Raw genomic sequence first — 17,226 nt, forward strand, 5'->3', positions numbered from 1 at the left:
CGCACATGGGCACGGGCTGTGTTTGACTAGGCTCATGATGTCCATGCAAGGAATGCTCGACGGGTTCGACGCGCCTGCAGCGCGCAGTGCCGAGATTGCCCGCGTGATCGTCGACGTCGATCTGGCTCACATGGATCGCCCGCTCGACTACGTTGTACCCGACGCCCTCGTGGACCAAGCTCAGGTGGGTTCGCTGGTGCGCGTGCGATTCTCGGGCAACCGTGTCGACGGCTGGATCGTCGAGCGCACCCGCCGCGAGGTGGACGATCACGTTGGGCGCGTCGAGTCGGTCGTGTCTGCCACGCCCGTGTTGACCCCCGCACTCTACGAGGCATCGCGCCGTATTGCGTCGCGTTTCTTGGCCACCACCTCCCAGGTTTTCTCACTCGCGTTGCCTCCCCGGCACGCGCGCGCGGAAAAGGAGGAATTGGCGTCGAAGCCTCCCGCGTGGCCCACGATCATCGACAAGTCGTTGGGGGAGGGCTGGCGTGCCTACCCCGCTGGGGCGGCGTTCCTGTCCCGTCTGCGCGTCGGGGAATCTCCGCGCGCCATCGTCACGGCGCTGCGCCCTTATCTGCGCGCGTGCCTGTCGGACGCCGTGGCCGCGACCGTGGCCTCGGGACGCGCCGTCATCGTCGTGACGCCCACCGGTGAGCATGCCGCTCGTGTTGCACGAGAACTTGAGGAGGATCTTGGTATCCGTGCGGCACTCAGCGGTGGCGAGGTCTCCCCGGAGGAGCGCTACCGCGTGCACATCGCCGCGTCGCTGGGGCGTATCCCCCTCGTCGTGGGGACGCGCTCGGCCGTGTGGGTGCCCGCTACCCCCCTCGGCTTGATTGTTATTCTCGACGACGGGGATGACCGCCTGCGCGAGCGACGCTTCCCCCGGTGCGACGCACTCGATGTCGCGGTCCAGCGCTGCGCGGTTGAAGGAGCGGGCCTGCTCGTTGCGTCGAACGCGCGCTCGGTGAAAGCCCAGGCTCTCGTGCGCTCCGGATGGGCGGTGAGCCTCGATCCCGCGCCCGATGCTCTGCGCGCGGCAACACCGCGCGTACACCTGCACGGGGAGGCGGAGGCACACAGTGAGGGCGCGGGCGGGCACATGCGTATCCCGCAGGCTGCCCTGCGCATGCTCCGCCAGGGCCTGCGCACCGGTCCTGTCCTCATCCAGGTCGCAGCTGCCGGCTACTGGCCTACTGTCGTGTGTCGGCGCTGCGATCACCTGGCCCGCTGTCCGCATTGCTCCGGTCCGCTGTCCATGGATGCGGGTGGACGCCTGACCTGCGGGTGGTGTGACCGTGAACCCACCTCGTGGAGATGCCCCCAGTGTTCGGGGCGCGAGCTGCGCGGTGCGCGCGTGGGTTCTTCTCGCACCGCCGAGGAGATCGCGCGAAACCTTCCGGACGCCTCCGTCCTCGAGTCGTCCGCGGCTCACCGCATTACGCGCATGCTGCCCGCGCGCCCCACCGTCGTTGTCGCGACTGCGGGTGCCGAGCCGCCTGTCGAGGGAGGGTACGCCTGTGCGATCATCCTCGACGCAGCCGCGCTCGCCGGTCGGGCGGAGCTGTGGGCACCCGAGGAGGCAGCCCGCCGGTGGCTCGACGCGCTTTCGCTCGTGCGCCCGGGGCACCCCGGCCTCGTCGTGGGAAGAATTCCCGAGTCCCTGGGACAGATGCTCGTACGCTGGTCTCCGACCGACTACGCCCAGCGCCTCCTCGATGAACGCGAGGCCCTCGGTTTCTTCCCTGCCTGCACGATGGTCGCCCTCGACGGGACCCCTGCGCAGGTACGTCAAGTCGCCGACCAGGTCGTCCGTGAGGGAGGGGCTGAGCTAGTGGGCACCGTCGCACTTCCGGTCACGCGCGAGGGGGAGGAACGCCAGGTACGTACGCTCGTGCGCACGCCCCTGGCCGATGCGGCCAGGATGCTCGCTACGCTCACCGACATCCGCCGCTCGCGCGCCGCACGCAAGGTGGCGCCGGTCAAAATGAGCGTGAACCCGCCGGAGCTCTTCTAAGTCCGAGGCCACCCGGTGCCGTAAACTGGCGCTCGTGCGCATTATTTTCGCTGGAACCCCCGAAGCAGCAGTCCCGACGCTGCGTGCCCTGCTCTCGTCTTCCCACGAGGTCGCCCTGGTCATCACCCGCCCTCCGGCGCGCCGTGGACGTGGCAAGACCATGCATCCATCCCCGGTTGCCGAGGTCGCCGCGCAGGCCGGTGTGGAGCTGCTCGAGACCACGACGCTGAAGACCCCCGAGATCGGTGAGCGTCTCGCTGAAGTTGGCGCTGACCTCGGCGTTGTCGTGGCCTACGGTGGCCTGGTTCCTCCCGCCGTTCTTGCGATGCCCACCCACGGCTGGGTGAACCTGCATTTTTCCGACCTGCCCCGCTGGCGGGGGGCCGCGCCCGTGCAGTGGGCAATCCGCGAGGGCGACCCCACGACTGCCTCGTGTGTCTTCACCCTCGAGGAGGGCCTGGACACGGGCGACGTTTACTCTCGCGTGGAGGTTCCCATTGGCCGTGAAAGCGCAGGTGAGCTGCTGACGTCGATGGCGCAGGCCGGGGCTGGCCAGGTGCTCGCCGTGGTTGATGCGCTCGAGGACGGCAGCGCAACGGCGATCCCTCAGCGCACCGAGGGCATCACGCACGCACGACGCCTTGAGCATGCCGACGGCTACGTGTCTTTCACCCATGATGCCGCGCACGAGGACCGCGTCATCCGATCCGTCACCCCCAACCCGGGGGCCTACACGGTGCTGCCCGGCCGCGCGCGCATGAAGCTCGGCGTGGCCACCCCCGTGGAGCGCGACGATCTGGAGCCGGGCCAGCTGGAGGTCACCAAGAAGCAGGTTACCGTCGGCTGCGCACGCGGCGCGTTGGTCCTCGGGCAGGTTGCCCCCGCCGGTAAGTCGTGGATGGATGCCGCCGCGTGGGCCAGGGGAGCACGGCCCGATGCCGGGATGCGCCTTGGCGGAGAGCTGGAGGATGCACGATGAGTGAGCGTCGCTATTCCGACGGGTACCGCAAGCTGCGGCGGGCCGACGAGCCCCGTCGCATCGCCTACGAGGTGCTTCACGAGGTGGCCACCCAGGGTGCCTTCGCGAACATCGTCTTGCCCAAGGCGCTGCGTCAGGCACGCCGAGAGGGGCACTTCAGTGATCGGGATGCCGCCTTTACCTCCGAGCTCGTGCACGGCACGCTGCGCGCCATCGGTCGCCTCGACTGGGTGATCGCCCGCCACGTGGATCGTCCGCTGGCTGACCTGGATCCGCGTGTTCTGGTCCTGGCTCGTATGGGCGCACACCAGCTCCTCGATATGCGCGTGCCCGACCACGCGGCCGTGTCTGCGACGGTCGACGTCGCGCGCGAGCACCTGACCGATGGTCCGGTTCGCTTCGTCAACGCCGTCCTGCGCTCGATTACCCGCGAGGAGGACGCCGAGCGCGAGGCCGCATTGGCCGCTATCGAAGATGAAGACGAGGCCCTGGGTGTGCGTTACTCGCACCCCGCGTGGATGGTCCGTGCCTTTCGCGAGGCTTTGGAGGCGCACGGCTACTCGACCGACGAACTCGAGGATCTTCTCGCCGCCGACAACGAGGTTCCCACGGTCACCTTGGTGGCCCGCCCGGGACTCATGAGCGTCGACGAACTGGCAGACGAGGCTGAGGACATCCTGGATACTCGCGTCGCACTCGGCGCGGTCTCCCCGCGCGCTGTCCTGCTCGAGTCGGGTGACCCCGCCCGACTTCCTTCGATCCGCGATGGGCGTTCGGGTGCCCAGGATGAGGGGTCCCAGCTCGCCGCGATGATTGCGGCGCAGGCCCCCGTTAACGGGGGAGAGGACGCCCGCTGGCTCGACCTGTGCGCCGGGCCGGGCGGCAAGGCCGCAATGCTCGCTGGGCTGGCCGCTGAGTGTGGAGCACGCGTGACCGCTAACGAGGTTCACCAGCACCGTGCACGCCTCATTGAACGCACGACGCGCCTGTATGAGTCGATCGAGGTCGTCAGCGGCGATGGGCGAACCTTCGGTGGTGGCCAGAGTGCCTGGCCGCTAGCCTCCTTCGACCGAGTCGTCGTTGACGCCCCCTGCTCGGGCATGGGGTCGATGCGCCGACGCCCTGAATCCCGATGGAATCGCACGCCCGGTGACGTCGAGGAACTGACGGTGCTCCAGGCCGAGCTGTTGGACCGCGCGGTCGCCCTCACGCGTCCCGGCGGCGTCCTGACCTATATCACGTGTTCCCCGCACGCGGCCGAAACCCGTGACCAGGTGATCCGTCTCCTGGAGCGTGGCGAGGTTGAACTCCTTGACACCGTTGCCCTGGCTGACGAGTGCGCGCCCTACCCCCTCGAAGTACCACCTGCGGCAGGCCGCATCTCGGGGACGCAGGGACGTACTCTGCAGCTGTGGGACCACCGGTTTGGCACCGATCTTATGTTTGTGGCGTGCCTACGCAAGCGTTAGCATATGCGTTATGAGCGCCACGATTAGCCCGTCGATCCTGAACTGCGATATCGCCGATTTACGCGGCGAACTCACGAAGATCGCCGGTGCCGACGTCGCCCACGTCGACGTCATGGATAACCATTTCGTGCCCAATCTGTCCTGGGGTCTGCCGGTCGCCGAGGCCGTCGTCAAGTCGGGCATTCTACCCGTGGACGCCCACCTCATGATTGAGGATCCGGACCGCTGGGCACCGCAGTACGCGGAGGTCGGCTGCCGTTCGGTGACATTCCACGCCGAGGCCGTGGCCGCGCCCCTGCGCTTGGCCCGGGAGCTGCACCGTCTGGGAGCGCGGGCCGGCCTGGCCCTCAAGCCGGCGACGGACATCGCTCCCTTCGTCGATATCCTCAATGAGTTCGACATGATCCTCATCATGACGGTTGAGCCGGGATTTGGCGGACAGTCTTTTATCGAGCAGATGATCCCCAAGATTGAGCGTACCCGCGCCGCGATTAACGCTGCTGGACTCGAGGTCTCGATCCAGGTGGACGGCGGTATTTCGCGCGCGACCATCGAGCGCGCAGCGATGGCGGGTGCTGACAACTTTGTCGCGGGTTCGGCGGTTTTCCGCGCGGAGGACGCCCACCGCGAGGTCGAGGCGTTGCGCGAACTCGCTAACGCTCATACGCATTGAGCGCACACCTGTACGGATGAGCGGGACGAGGCCTGGGCCTCGTCCCGCTCTTGTCCTGCGAGCACGTGTCGCACGTGACGGGTGCACGTGGCACAATGGCTGGCGAGTACTCCGGGGTCGGTGAAAGTCCGAACCGGCGGTGATAGTCCGCGACCCACCCTCACAGATTAGGGCGGTTGAGCCGGTGAAATTCCGGCACCGACGGTTACAGTCCGGATGGGAGGAGTGCATGAGGTGCATCCGTGCGCCTGCTGTGCTACGCGTACCCCGGTGTCGGAAAGTTAGTCGTGGCATCTCGGAACAAGCCTCACGGTGCTCTCGCCGTGGCAGCACCGATCATCTTCCTCGCCCTCATGCTGGCGGGGTGGTGGCTCTCGACGACGCTGACCGGCATCGAAGCCTGGCGTCTGCCTACCCCTCAGTCCGTCGTCGCCAAGGGGCGTCTCGTGCTCGCCCTCCCGATGACGTGGGAGAGGGTTCGGATTACGGGTGCTGAGGCCATTGCGGGGTGTCTTCTCGGATCAGCCGTCGCATTGCCGTCGGCCTACGCGATCTACCGCTCGCGGCTGCTGGCCGCTGCGGTCGAACCCTTCCTCGGCGCGACGCAGGCGTTGCCCGCCATTGCTATCGCGCCCATCCTGGTCCTGTGGGTCGGCTATGGCTTTGTCGCCATCGTCGTTCTGTGCGCCCTCATGGTGTTTTTCCCGATCCTCGTCTCCACGGTGGTTGGCCTGCGTCATATTGACCGTGAGTTACTTGAAGCCGCCGCGCTCGATGGGGCCACGGGGTGGTCGATGGCCTGGCACATGGAGCTACCCCTCGCTGCGCCCGCCATCTTGGGTGGCCTGCGCAACGGCTTCGCGCTGTCCGTTACGGGTGCGGTCGTGGGGGAGATGGTCATGGGCGGAACCGGCCTCGGGCAGGTACTCACTCAAATGAGAAACAACGTCGACACCGCCGGGATGTTCGTCATCATCATCATTTTGTGCACGATGGCGACCCTCCTCTACACGATCGTGTACCGGATCGAGCGGTCCAAGCGTTACGACATCACGCAGTGAAGGAGAACCCCTTGAACACGTCTCACGCTCTTCGCCTCGTTGCCCTCGGCGCGTGCGCCTCGCTTGCCTTGGCGGCGTGCGCCCCCGGTGGGGCGGCCACTCAGTCGGGTTCCAAGGACGCCTCGAACGTCACGATCGGCCTGACCTACATTCCCAATATTCAGTTCTCGCCCGTGTACGTGGCCGACGCGCAGGGCATGTATAACGAGGCGGGTATCGACGCGACGATCCGCCACCACGGTTCGCACGAGGGCTTCTTCACGGCGCTCCTGGCCGGCGAGGAGGACGTGGTGATTGCCTCTGGTGACGAGGCTGTCGCGGCCGCCGCACAGGGCCTGGACATCGTCTCGATCGGTCAGTACTACGCCTCCTACCCGGGGACGGTCATCGTCCCGGCGAGCTCTGCGATCACGACGCTGGCTGACCTGAAGGGGAAGACGGTCGGTATCCCCGGCGAGCACGGTGCGAATTACTACGCGACGCGCTCGGCCATGCAGGAGGCTGGCCTGGCCGAGTCGGACGTGACGATTTCGCCGATCGGCTACACGCAGCAGGCTGCTATCGCATCGGGTCAGGTTGACGCGGTCGTCGGCTTCACCAACAACGATGCCGTTCAGATGCGCCTGGCTGGTCTGGAGATTCGCGAGATTCCGCTCGATCCTTCCCACACTCCGCTCGTGAGTGCCTCGATCATCACGACGCACAAGTGGGCGCAGGCACACCCCGAACAGGCGCGCGCCGTCGTGAAGGCGACCACTGACGCGATGAACGCGATTGCGGCCGACCCGCAGATCGCTATCGACGCCACGAAGCCCTGGGATGACTCGCTGGCGAGCGAGGACTCCCTGGCGAGCGCGAACGCGGTGCTCGCGGCGACTGTGCCCCTGTGGCTGGGCACGTCCGGTCACGCGACCGGCATGCAGGAACTGACCACGTGGGCACAGATGGTGACCTTCCTGGACTCGCTCGGTGAGCTGGAGGGCCCCGTGGATCCCGCATCGGTGGCGACGAATGACTACGTGAGTCCCGCCGAGGAACCGCAGTCCTGACTCCTGGCGGTGAGCCGTCCCGAAGGACGCGCACGTTTGGACGTAGGGTAGGCGGGTGAGTACCGCCCCTACCGCGAACGTGCGCGTCCTTGAGCTTTTTGTCGAGCTCCTCGGTGCCCAACCGGGACGCACGAAGGCCCAGCTGCGCGCACTTCCCGGCTATCGAGGACTCGCCGATGATGCCTTCGAGACTCAGTTTCAGCGTGATAAGGATGCGCTGCGCGACGCCGGCGTGCTGCTGAGGATCGGGCGGGGGGAGCACTACAGCATCGACCGGGATTCTCTTGCCCCCGACATCGAGGTGGGGGCCGCGGACCGCGCGCTACTCTCGCTTGCGGCGCGCGCGTGGGACCGCGGGGACGTTCTGGCCGCTTCCGTTGACGCCAAGGCGGCAGCATCCTCGGAGGAGGAGGTGTCCGCACCCGTGATCCGGCTCGGCTTGACGGGGCTAGAAGCCGCGACTGCTTTCGCGCGCGGGATCCGCGAGCGCCGCGTCGTCAGCTTTGAATATCCGGGGTCGGGGGGTTTGACGCAACGTGCGGTGGAGCCGTGGGCGCTGACCGTGCAGGGGAAGGCGCTGTACCTGTGGGGGTGGGACTTGGATCGGTGCGCGCAGCGCACGTTCCGTGTTTCGAGGGTGCGCTCGAGTGTGGAGTTCCTGGGGGAGAGCGGCGATGCGTCGGTCGCGCCCTCAGGTCCGGCCCCGCGTGTCTCGTCGCTGGTGTCTCCGCTCGTGTGGGTGCGCTCGGGCAGCGCGGCGCGTTCGCTGCTCCTCGGGTACGAGGCCGTGGCTGAGGCTGTCGATGAGCGTTCTCCACGGGAGGGCTGGGAGTCCATGGCGTTGGAGGATGGCGAGCTGGGCACGTGGATTGCCCGCCTGCTGCCGGTGGCTGCCGACGTTGTCGTGGTGGGACCCGAGGTGCTTCGAGAGGCGATGTTGGAGCGTTTGCGCGCGGCGGCCGCTTGGGGAGGTGGCGATGCCTGAGAACGTGTCCCTTGCTTTCGTGCGTCTGTCCTCAATGGTTGCGTGGATTGCCGAGCATCCCGGCGTGCACGTGGATGATATCGGCGCGCATTTTGGCCGCACGCGCCGCCAGGTACGCCGCGACATTGAGTACTTGGCATCGGTCGGTGATTCTCTGCCCGGTGAGTCTTTCGAGGTGGACTGGGGGCTTTTCGAGGAGGAGCAGCGCGTGTCACTGCGCTCAACGTTGGGCGCGAGTACGCCCTTGCGTCTGTCCGAGGTTGAGGCTCAGGCTCTCCTGATTGGACTCTCGGCGATCGCGCCTCTTCTGGCGCCGGACGTGGCCGCGCACTTGCCTCACGCTGCTCTCGTCGTCTCCGCGCTGGGTGGGCTGGGGGAGGCGGGCGGCTCGGGCACGATTGACGCGTCGCCCGCGTCGGCCTCGTCAAGGATCGTGGAGGCGCTGCGTGATGCCCTGGAGCGGCGTGAGCGCGTGTCCTTCGACTATGTGTCGACCCGCGGCCAGGTCTCGCATCGCGTCGTCGACCCGTGGTCGTTGGAGGCCTCGGCAACGGGCTGGCTGCTGCGCGGCTGGTGTGATACGGCCCGCGCTCCGCGCACCTTCGCGGTGGCCTCAATCTCGGATGTGAGGGTGAATGGCCCGCGCCTGCAGGCACCGCGCCGGGTGCGCGATGACGCACCCGCGTGGAGGCTCGACGTGGATCGCCCGGCCCGTTGGATCGCTGACGAGTACGGTGGCACCATTGTCGCTGAGCTGAGCGAGGGCGGAGCGCGCATCGACGTACCCGTATGGAACGACGAGTGGGGCTTGAGCCTCCTCACTGACATCGCAGCCCACGTGCGCGCGGTTTCTCCCGACCGTCGGGCCGAGGCCGGGGCACGTGCCCGCTCCATCATCGACGTGTGGACCCAGGAGGACCAATCGTGAGCCCGAAACGACGCCGACACCGTGCCACCGACAAACGGGTCGAACGCACCGAGGAACGCACGAGCGTCGGCGAGGGCAGTGCGGCCCAGCGCTACGCTGCCTTCCAGGAGCACGCCCGCGCGGCCTCGTCCCTGCGCGGACGCTGGGTGGCGGGACTGAGCTTTACTCCCGATCCCTTCCAGCTTGACGCGCTCGACGCCATCGAGGCGGGCAACTCCGTCCTGGTGGCGGCACCCACGGGCGCGGGCAAGACTATCGTCGGCCAGTTCGGTGCCTACGTGGCCCTGCAGCGCGGCATGCGCGCCTTCTACACGACGCCCATCAAGGCTCTGTCCAACCAGAAGTACCTTGAGTTGTGCGACCTCTACGGGGCGGACAACGTCGGCCTGGCGACCGGCGACACGTCGATTAACTCCAAAGCGCCGGTCGTCGTCATGACGACCGAGGTATGCCGCAACATGATCTACGCTGGGGCATCCCTGGATGACCTGGGCGTCGTTGTCCTCGACGAGGTGCACTACCTGGCCGACAAGATGCGCGGACCTGTGTGGGAAGAGGTGATCATTCACCTGCCCGCGCACGTGTCGATCATCGCCTTGTCGGCGACCGTGTCGAACGCGGAGGAGTTCGGGGCGTGGATCCGCGAGGTGCGCTCGTCCTGCGAGATCATTGTCTCGGAGCAACGCCCGGTGCCCCTCTACCAGCACATGATCGTCGGGGAGGACATCTTCGACCTGTACGCGCCAACCGGCAAGCGCAAGCTCAACCCCGAGCTGGTGGCCGCTACGAACGACTCGGGGATGCGCGGCGGGCGTGGATCTCGCTCGTGGAATCGACCCGTGCGCGTGCGCCGGGAGTCGCGGCCTTCCACACTCATCTCGCTGGATCGCGCCCACCTGCTGCCCGCGATCACCTTCATTTTCTCGCGCGCGGGTTGCGAGGATGCCGTGCGCCAAGTGCTGCTCACGCGTATCACGTTGACGACGCGCTCGGAGGCGGCCGAGATCGAACGCTACGTCGACGAGGTCATCGCCCTGATAGCTCCCGAGGATGCCGTCGTGCTCGGTGTTGACGCTTGGAAGCGTGGCCTTATGCGCGGCATCGCCGCCCACCACGCCGGCATGTTGCCTCTCATGAAGGAGGCCGTCGAGCACCTGTTCTCCCAGGGGCTGGTCAAGATGGTCTACGCGACCGAGACACTGGCCCTGGGCATTAACATGCCTGCGCGCACCGTCGTCATCGAATCGCTGACGAAGTGGAACGGATCGGCGCACGTGTCGCTCTCCGCTGGCGAGTTTACGCAGCTGTCAGGACGCGCGGGACGCCGAGGCATCGACACCGAGGGGCACGCAGTCGTCTCCCACCGCGGGGGAGTGGCACCCGAGGAGGTCGCGGCGCTCGCGTCCAAACGTACCTATCCGCTGATCTCTGCATTCACACCGACCTACAACATGGTCGTCAACCTGCTGGCCCGCTCAACGCGCACGCAGACCCGAAAGGTCTTGGAGTCCTCGTTCGCACAGTTCCAGGCCGACTCGGCCGTTGTGCAGCTGGCCACGCGTCTGACCGAACTCGAGGCACGGCAGCACGCGATCGCCGATGACCTGACCTGTTCCGCGGGCGATGTCGGCGAGTACCTCACGCTGCGTGATCGCATCAGCCAGGCTGAAAAGTCGGGTGCGCGCGCCCGTAAGCGCGAGACGCGCGACGAGTCTCGTCGGGTGCTTGCGGGCGTACGCCCGGGAGATGTGCTCGCCCTGATCCGCGGGCGTAAGACGCGCCTGTGCGTCGTCGGCGCGAAGGCGACGTCCGCCTCGGGCCGCGTCGAGGTCTCCGTCATCGCCGAGGATGCCACCTGGCGGGCGCTGGCTCCGGAGGATGTGCGCGGCGGTATCGCCGTCGTCGGACACATGTCGATCCCTGGCGGTTCGGCCCTGCGCCGCACGAAGGAACGTACCCGCATCGCTGGAGAGTTGCGCTCGGGTGCGGCCAAGGGATGCTACCCACTGCCCGCCCAGGCCTCGGGCGAAGCGGACACGATCGGAGAGCTGCGCGCGGCCATGCGCGCCCACCCCGCGCACCGCTGCCCTCACCGCGAGGAGCATGCGCGTGCGGGTGCCCAGTGGGCGCGCCTGGGACGTGAGATCGATCTTCTGCGCCGCTCCATCGACTCTCAGACGGGTTCGGTGGCGGCCCACTTTGACCGTGTCTGCGCGGTCCTTGAGCGCCTCGGTTTTCTGGACGGCGACCGGGTGACGGCGTCGGGGGAGAGGCTGCGCCGCATTTTCGGTGAGCGTGACCTGGTGATCGCGATGTCACTCAACGAGGGCGCGTGGAACGACCTGGACGAGGCCGAGCTTGCCTCGATGGTCTCCGCCCTGGTGTATGACTCTCGCAGTGACGACGACGCCAACGAGCTGGCCCCCACCGGTGTCGGCATCCGTCTGCGCACGGCGTGGGAAGAATCCTTGGGAACGCTCGCGCGCGTGCACCGCGTAGAGAAGCAGTGCGGGTGCGACCCGACGCCATCCTTGGATGCGGGACTCATGTCTGCGACACTCGCGTGGGCGCACGGCTCGACGCTGGCCACCGCCATCGACGGGACTGATATTCAGGCTGGTGACTTCGTGCGCTGGATGCGCCAGGTCATGGATTGCCTGGGACAGATCGCTTCCTCCGTGCCCACGAGCGATCTCGCACGTCGGGCCGAGGCCGCCAAGGATCGCATCGGTCGCGGTATCGTGGCCTGGTCCACCATTTGACACTCCGGGGAGGTAGGCATGGTGCATCGGGAGATTTTGCACCGAGTGTCGTTCGCACACGTGTGCGGGGATGCGTTGATCGGAGCCTCCGCTGGCCTGGCCCTGTACTCCGCTTTCCCGCCGATCGGGTGGTGGTGGATGACGATCCCAGCGCTGGCCCTGTTCATCTCCCGCATCGACGAGGCCCGGGCTCCTCGCGCGCTCACCGTGACGGTCGCGTTCGGGATGAGCATGTGGCTGCCTCTTATCGACTGGGTTCCCATGGCCGTGGGCATGAAGCCGGCGTGGTTTGTCCTTGCCTTCGCTCAAACGCTCTTCCTGTGCGGCTGGGTCCTGTTTACGCGGTGGACGCAGCTGTGGTCATGGGCGCGCGGCCCACTCACGCAAGCGCTCCTCTATGCGATCACGTGGGCAGGCGTGGATGCCGCTCGTTCGCGCTGGCCGTGGTCGGGCTTCCCCTGGGGGTCCGTGGCTCTGCCGCAGGTGGATGGACCACTGGGACATCTGGCACCCTATGGCGGGACGACCGTCGTGACAGCCGCCGTCATCTTCCTCGCGGTTCTGACCCGACGCATGTTCGCTTACCGTGATGCAGCCGTGCGGCGTGAACATTGGTTTTCTCGCCCGTTCCTGGCCGTCTTCGTGCTCGCTGGCGTTATTGCACCCCTGGCGATCCCGCTGTCAAACAAAGCCGAGGAGGGCTACCTGCGCGTCGGCGTCGTTCAGGGCGACATTACTCTGCCGGGGCCGCGGGCCTACAGCCACCCGGGCGAGGTGACGAGCAATAACATGCGGGCTTCGCTCAGCCTGGCAGCCGATCCTGCGGTCATCGACAAACCGATCGACGTGGCCCTATGGGGCGAAGGATCGGTGGATCGTGATCCCGTTGCCTTCGCCGATATCGGATCCATCGTTGACAAGGCGGCAGTAGCCCTGGATGCGCCGATCCTTATCGGTTACACGAACCTCAACGACCGTGACCGCGTAAAGAATTGGCTTGCGATCTGGCGTCCGGGCGTGGGAATCGACGAGAAAGCACGCTACTCCAAGCACGTGCCCGTACCCTTCGGTGAGTTCATTCCCTTCCGCGAGTTCATCGCGTCTTTCGCCACCGAAGCCGCCCAGTCCGCCACGGACATGGAGGCCGGGGATGAAACCCCGCTCATGAGGGTGCCTGCTCGCGACGGGCGCCGGGTTCCCGTGGCCGTCGGTATCTGCTTCGAGGGCGCCTATCCCTCGGTCATCGGCGAGGGCGTAGCCCGCGGTGGACAGATGATTGTCACCCCGTCAAACAACTATCACTTCCGTTCCTCCGGCGAGTCTGCACAGCAGGGCCAGCTGCTGCGCATGCGGGCGATGGAGTACTCACGCAGCGCCGTCCAGTCATCAACGACCGGTCATTCCTATGTGATCCGCCCCGATGGAAGTGTGCTCGCTTCTACGGACACGGAGTCTGTGGCAACGCTGGTTGCCGATGTGCCGCTGCGTTCCTCCCTAACTGTGACCGCCCGGGCGGGGGAGAGGATCCCCTTCGCGTTCATGGGACTCAGCCTGCTGATCGCCGCCTCGGGATGGGTGAGCGCAATCCGGTGGGGCATTGCCGAACGTGCAGCACGTGCGACCACTCGTTAAAACGGGCAGAATGTGGCTCATGACTACAAAGCAGCGTCTTTCTCCATCTCCCCAAGGCGACAACACCCTCATCGTGATCCCCACCTACAACGAGGTGTCGACGCTGCCGACGATCCTGGAGGAGATCTGGATCCACGTCCCGGCCGCGCACGTCCTTATCGTCGATGACTCCTCGCCGGACGGTACGGGGGAGTGGGTCGACGAGCGCCGCGCGGGGGAGGAACGACTGTTCGTCCTGCACCGGCCCGCTAAGTCAGGATTGGCCACCGCCTACGTCGATGGCATGGGCTGGGGCATCGAGCATGGATATCCGTTTATCCTCCAGATGGACGCAGACGGCTCGCACCGCCCGGTGGATCTGCCCAAACTGCTGTCCCGTATGGGTGGGCCGGATCGTCCGGACCTCGTCATCGGCTCGCGCTGGGTGCGTGGCGGCCAGGTGAATGGCTGGTCGGCCGAGCGCGTCGCTCTGTCGAAGGCGGGTAATTATTATGTCCGTTTTTGTCTGGGGACACCCGTACGCGATGCGACAGCAGGGCTGCGGGTGCACCGTTCGTCCTTCCTGTCGACGCATGGCATCCTGGGGCGCGTGAAGACGACCGGCTTCGGCTTCCAGGTGGAGATGACGGAGCTCGAGCGCTCGCTGGGGGCGACGATTGTCGAGGTGCCGATCACCTTTGATGAGCGCATGGCGGGCGAATCGAAGCTCGACTCGTCGATTTTCGTCGAGGAGCTGGCGATGGTCACAAAAGGCGGCCTGAGCCGTCTGGCTCAGGCCGCGCGTTCGCTGTTTCGCAGGGATTAGCCCTTGCGGTAGGACCCCTCGGGGCGCAAACGACCCTCACGGTAGGCGGTGAGTTGCTCGGTCAAGACGATCTCGAGTTCCTCGATGGAGCGGCGCTCCAGCAGCATGTCCCAGTGCGTACGCTGCGGCTTGACGGGCTTGTTATCCTCATCTTCCTCAGTTTCGCCGATAAGTTCGGCGGTTTGGCCACACTTGCATTCCCAGGTCGCCGGAGCCGTGGCTTCGCTGGAGAGTGTCACCTCGAACTCGTGTCCATTCGGGCACGCGTAACGAACAATGAAACGATCGGCGAAAACGACGCCGTCCTCGGACTCGAGGGACTTGGCACCGATCTGCATGCCACGCAGTGCGCGGTCAGCCATAACAGCCTCCTGGACGTAGATAAGAAACGTGCCCATTCTATCGGACGCGTCAAGCGGAATACTGCACGGCCTCTTCTCATCCCACCCCAACGATCCGATAATGTATATTATGTCCGATTAGCTCCCCTGGTCCCTCGACGCGCACGCGCTAGAGTTACGATCATGACTACGGACCATCACACACAGCAAACGGCGAGACATCCCGTGCGGGAGGTATTGGTCCTCACCCTCGCCTGCCTGGCCTATTCCATTCTCTCGTTCCTGGCGCGAGCCAGCGAGAGCGTCGCAGTTGCACACGCGCACGACGTCGTCTCCGCTGAGCGCTCGCTCGGCATTGACATTGAGCCGCCCGTGAACTCATGGCTTGCGGCTCATCCGATGCTCGCCTCACTGGCCTCCTTGCAATATGCCGTGTCATTCTTTCTCTTTACCGGGCTTACCCTGCTCGCCCTGTGGGTCCGTTCTCCGCAGTACTATTCACGTGCCCGCTGGACGCTCGTCATCATGACGTTGGGCGCGCTTATCACCTACTGGACCTACCCACTTGCTCCCCCACGCCTCGTTCCCGAGTTCGGCATCACGGATGCGGTCGCCCAGCACACCTCCGCGTATTCTCACCTCTTCGGCACCCTCGCCAACCCCTACGGAGCCATGCCATCAATGCATACGGGCTGGTCGGTCTGGGTAGCTTTTATGCTCGGAACCTACGTATGGCGCTCATGGCGAGCGCGCCTCATCGTAACTTTTCATCCAATTTTGACCATCATGACGATTATCGCAACGGGTAACCATTATGTAGTTGACGCTATCGCCGGAACGGCGTATTTTCTGGTCGCATGGACCTTAGTCACAATTACACAGCGCACGTTATCGGAAAATGTGCGAAGCACCGGCGAGACGTTCTAGGAGAGGCTGAAAATGCGCGATAAGGTTAGTCCTATGAGACTCGGAGTAGATTTTGGTACCACGACAACCGCGATTGCTATTGTTGATCGGGGGAACTACCCCATCGTCTCTTTCGTGAACAACCGCGAGGATACGGTGGACTTCATTCCGTCAATCCTCGCGCTGGACGGCGATCATCTCGTCTACGGCTTCGACGCCGAGGATGCTGCCCGCGAGGGTGCGCCCCACCTGCGCTCCTTCAAGCGCCTGCTGTCGGATCCGTCGGTTACCGACACATCCACACTGCGCCTGGGCAACCACAGCATCTCCGTACTCGACGCACTCACCGGCTTCCTGACGTATGTCGCGCGCACGGTGCGCACGAACTCGTCGGTTGCCTCCGTGCCCGCCTCGGAGAAGCTTGAGGCTCTCGTCGGCATTCCCGCGCACGCCTGGTCTGCGCAGCGCTTCCTGACCCTCGAGGCGTTCCGCCGTGCAGGCTGGGACGTCCTCGCGATGGTCAACGAGCCCTCCGCTGCGGGCTTCGAGTACACGCATCGCCACGCGGGTACCCTGAACTCGAAGCGCACCTCGATCCTCGTCTACGACCTCGGCGGCGGTACCTTCGACGCCTCTATCGTGTCGGCCACCGGCACACTGCACGAGGTCCTGGGATCGCGCGGCCTGAACCTGGTCGGCGGTGATGATTTCGACGTCATCTTGGCGAACCGTCTCGCAGCAGCGGCGGGCACTGACTCCGGTTTGCTCGGAGACGCCGCGTGGGAACGCCTCATCGAGGATGCTCGCTCCGCCAAGGAGGCCCTCTCCCCCTCGTCGAAGTTCATTACCGTACCCGTCAACGGCGAACCCACGACAATCCCCGTCGCGGACTTCTATGACGCCGCAACACCGCTCGTGAATGCAACGGTCGAGGCCATGGAACCCCTGCTCGTCCCCGATGCCTCCGGGGTCGGTCAGCTCGGCGGTGACGTCGCAGGCCTGTACGTCGTGGGTGGCGGCTCCCAGCTGCCGCTCGTCGCGCGCATCCTGCGTGCCCGCTTCGGTCGCCGCGTCCACCGCTCTCCGCACACGGCAGCCTCGACCGCCATCGGCCTGGCCATCGGTGCCGATCCCGAAGCCGCCTATACGGTGCGCGAGCAGCTCTCGCGCGGCGTCGGCGTGTTCCGTGAGCGCGACGGCGGCTCCTTCATCTCCTTCGACACGCTGCTCGAGCCCAACACGGAGCTTGCTCCCGGCGAGACGCTGACGATTAAGCGCTGCTACCGAGCGGCGCACAACATCGGCTACTTCCGCTTCGTCGAGTACTCGTCGTTCGACGAGGCCTGGGTGCCCCGCGGCGACCTGCAGCCCTGCGGTGAAGTCATCTTCCCCTTCGATCAGAGCCTGCGCCGCAGCGACGTGGACCTTGAATCGATCGAGGTTGTGCGCACCGAGGATGGACCTCTCATCGAGGAGTCTTACATCGTCGACGAGCATGGCATGGTGACGGTCGAGATTACCGACCTGGATACCGCCTACACGATTCGCCGCCCGCTGGGCCGCAAGTAGGCGTCTTTCCCCACCAACAAGAAAAGGCTGTGGGCCAGGCATCAAGCCTG

Annotated in this window: 14 protein-coding genes and 1 riboswitch; of the genes, 13 read left to right on the forward strand and 1 reads right to left on the reverse strand. The window is 65.9% G+C overall.

Going from position 1 to position 17,226, the window contains the following annotated elements; all coding sequences use genetic code 11:
- Nucleotides 1-34: 34 nt before the first annotated feature.
- The 11 genes from HMPREF1136_RS04675 (at nt 35) to HMPREF1136_RS04725 (ending at nt 14,360) form a co-directional block, all read left to right on the forward strand.
- Complete coding sequence (locus tag HMPREF1136_RS04675) at nt 35-2,017, forward strand: primosomal protein N (protein WP_034504933.1); 1,983 nt, start codon at nt 35-37, stop codon at nt 2,015-2,017.
- 34 nt (nt 2,018-2,051) lie between these two features.
- Complete coding sequence (locus HMPREF1136_RS04680; RefSeq protein ID WP_009648175.1) at nt 2,052-2,996, forward strand: methionyl-tRNA formyltransferase; 945 nt, start codon at nt 2,052-2,054, stop codon at nt 2,994-2,996.
- Nucleotides 2,993-4,465 (forward strand): transcription antitermination factor NusB, encoded by a 1,473-nt coding sequence (locus tag HMPREF1136_RS04685; RefSeq protein ID WP_009648186.1) that lies wholly within the window; start codon nt 2,993-2,995, stop codon nt 4,463-4,465. The genes HMPREF1136_RS04680 and HMPREF1136_RS04685 overlap by 4 nt, the downstream gene beginning before the upstream one ends.
- Before the next feature lie 10 nt (nt 4,466-4,475).
- Nucleotides 4,476-5,138 carry a ribulose-phosphate 3-epimerase gene (gene rpe / locus HMPREF1136_RS04690; protein WP_009648187.1) on the forward strand — a complete coding sequence of 221 codons (663 nt, stop codon included), beginning with the start codon at nt 4,476-4,478 and terminating at the stop codon, nt 5,136-5,138.
- Nucleotides 5,139-5,241: 103 nt separating this feature from the next.
- Nucleotides 5,242-5,370, forward strand: a riboswitch (FMN riboswitch).
- Nucleotides 5,371-5,425: 55 nt separating this feature from the next.
- The gene (locus tag HMPREF1136_RS04695) at nt 5,426-6,199 is read left to right on the forward strand and encodes an ABC transporter permease (protein ID WP_034504945.1); all 774 of its coding nucleotides are present in this window, start codon (nt 5,426-5,428) and stop codon (nt 6,197-6,199) included.
- Between the two features lie 11 nt (nt 6,200-6,210).
- Nucleotides 6,211-7,248, forward strand: a complete 1,038-nt coding sequence (locus HMPREF1136_RS04700) for an ABC transporter substrate-binding protein (protein ID WP_009648171.1) — start codon at nt 6,211-6,213, stop codon at nt 7,246-7,248.
- 55 nt (nt 7,249-7,303) lie between these two features.
- Nucleotides 7,304-8,233, forward strand: coding sequence for a helix-turn-helix transcriptional regulator (locus tag HMPREF1136_RS04705; RefSeq protein WP_009648193.1), 930 nt, complete (start codon nt 7,304-7,306; stop codon nt 8,231-8,233).
- Entirely contained in the window at nt 8,226-9,161 is a 936-nt protein-coding gene (locus tag HMPREF1136_RS04710; RefSeq protein WP_009648189.1) for a helix-turn-helix transcriptional regulator, read from the forward strand. Before HMPREF1136_RS04705 ends, HMPREF1136_RS04710 begins: the two co-directional genes overlap by 8 nt.
- Complete coding sequence (locus HMPREF1136_RS04715; protein WP_009648170.1) at nt 9,158-11,923, forward strand: DEAD/DEAH box helicase; 2,766 nt, start codon at nt 9,158-9,160, stop codon at nt 11,921-11,923. Before HMPREF1136_RS04710 ends, HMPREF1136_RS04715 begins: the two co-directional genes overlap by 4 nt.
- Nucleotides 11,924-11,941: 18 nt before the next feature.
- The gene (lnt, locus tag HMPREF1136_RS04720; RefSeq protein ID WP_009648174.1) at nt 11,942-13,555 is read left to right on the forward strand and encodes an apolipoprotein N-acyltransferase; all 1,614 of its coding nucleotides are present in this window, start codon (nt 11,942-11,944) and stop codon (nt 13,553-13,555) included.
- Between the two features lie 19 nt (nt 13,556-13,574).
- A complete protein-coding gene (locus HMPREF1136_RS04725; RefSeq protein ID WP_009648179.1) occupies nt 13,575-14,360 on the forward strand; it encodes a polyprenol monophosphomannose synthase in 786 nt (261 codons plus the stop codon).
- Here HMPREF1136_RS04725 and HMPREF1136_RS04730 read toward each other — a convergent pair.
- Nucleotides 14,357-14,722, reverse strand: coding sequence for an RNA polymerase-binding protein RbpA (locus HMPREF1136_RS04730; RefSeq protein ID WP_009648188.1), 366 nt, complete (start codon nt 14,720-14,722; stop codon nt 14,357-14,359). The genes HMPREF1136_RS04725 and HMPREF1136_RS04730 overlap by 4 nt on opposite strands.
- A gap of 162 nt (nt 14,723-14,884) precedes the next feature.
- Between HMPREF1136_RS04730 and HMPREF1136_RS04735 the strand changes: the two genes are divergently transcribed.
- Both HMPREF1136_RS04735 and HMPREF1136_RS04740 read left to right on the forward strand, forming a co-directional pair.
- Nucleotides 14,885-15,628 carry a phosphatase PAP2 family protein gene (locus tag HMPREF1136_RS04735; RefSeq protein WP_034504941.1) on the forward strand — a complete coding sequence of 248 codons (744 nt, stop codon included), beginning with the start codon at nt 14,885-14,887 and terminating at the stop codon, nt 15,626-15,628.
- Nucleotides 15,629-15,661: 33 nt separating this feature from the next.
- Nucleotides 15,662-17,176: an Hsp70 family protein gene (locus HMPREF1136_RS04740; RefSeq protein ID WP_034504943.1), complete on the forward strand. Its 1,515-nt coding sequence runs from the start codon at nt 15,662-15,664 to the stop codon at nt 17,174-17,176.
- Nucleotides 17,177-17,226: the final 50 nt, after the last annotated feature.

It is taken from the genome of Actinomyces sp. ICM47 (assembly GCF_000278725.1).
Taxonomy (GTDB): Bacteria; Actinomycetota; Actinomycetes; order Actinomycetales; family Actinomycetaceae; genus Pauljensenia.

Coding starts and splice junctions, on each gene's coding strand:
- HMPREF1136_RS04675 (WP_034504933.1), top strand. CDS start 35: ATGATGTCCATGCAAGGAATGCTCGACGGGTTCGACGCGCCTGCAGCG.
- HMPREF1136_RS04685 (WP_009648186.1), top strand. CDS start 2,993: ATGAGTGAGCGTCGCTATTCCGACGGGTACCGCAAGCTGCGGCGGGCC.
- rpe (WP_009648187.1), top strand. CDS start 4,476: ATGAGCGCCACGATTAGCCCGTCGATCCTGAACTGCGATATCGCCGAT.
- HMPREF1136_RS04710 (WP_009648189.1), top strand. CDS start 8,226: ATGCCTGAGAACGTGTCCCTTGCTTTCGTGCGTCTGTCCTCAATGGTT.
- lnt (WP_009648174.1), top strand. CDS start 11,942: ATGGTGCATCGGGAGATTTTGCACCGAGTGTCGTTCGCACACGTGTGC.
- HMPREF1136_RS04725 (WP_009648179.1), top strand. CDS start 13,575: ATGACTACAAAGCAGCGTCTTTCTCCATCTCCCCAAGGCGACAACACC.
- HMPREF1136_RS04730 (WP_009648188.1), bottom strand. CDS start 14,722: ATGGCTGACCGCGCACTGCGTGGCATGCAGATCGGTGCCAAGTCCCTC.
- HMPREF1136_RS04735 (WP_034504941.1), top strand. CDS start 14,885: ATGACTACGGACCATCACACACAGCAAACGGCGAGACATCCCGTGCGG.
- HMPREF1136_RS04740 (WP_034504943.1), top strand. CDS start 15,662: ATGAGACTCGGAGTAGATTTTGGTACCACGACAACCGCGATTGCTATT.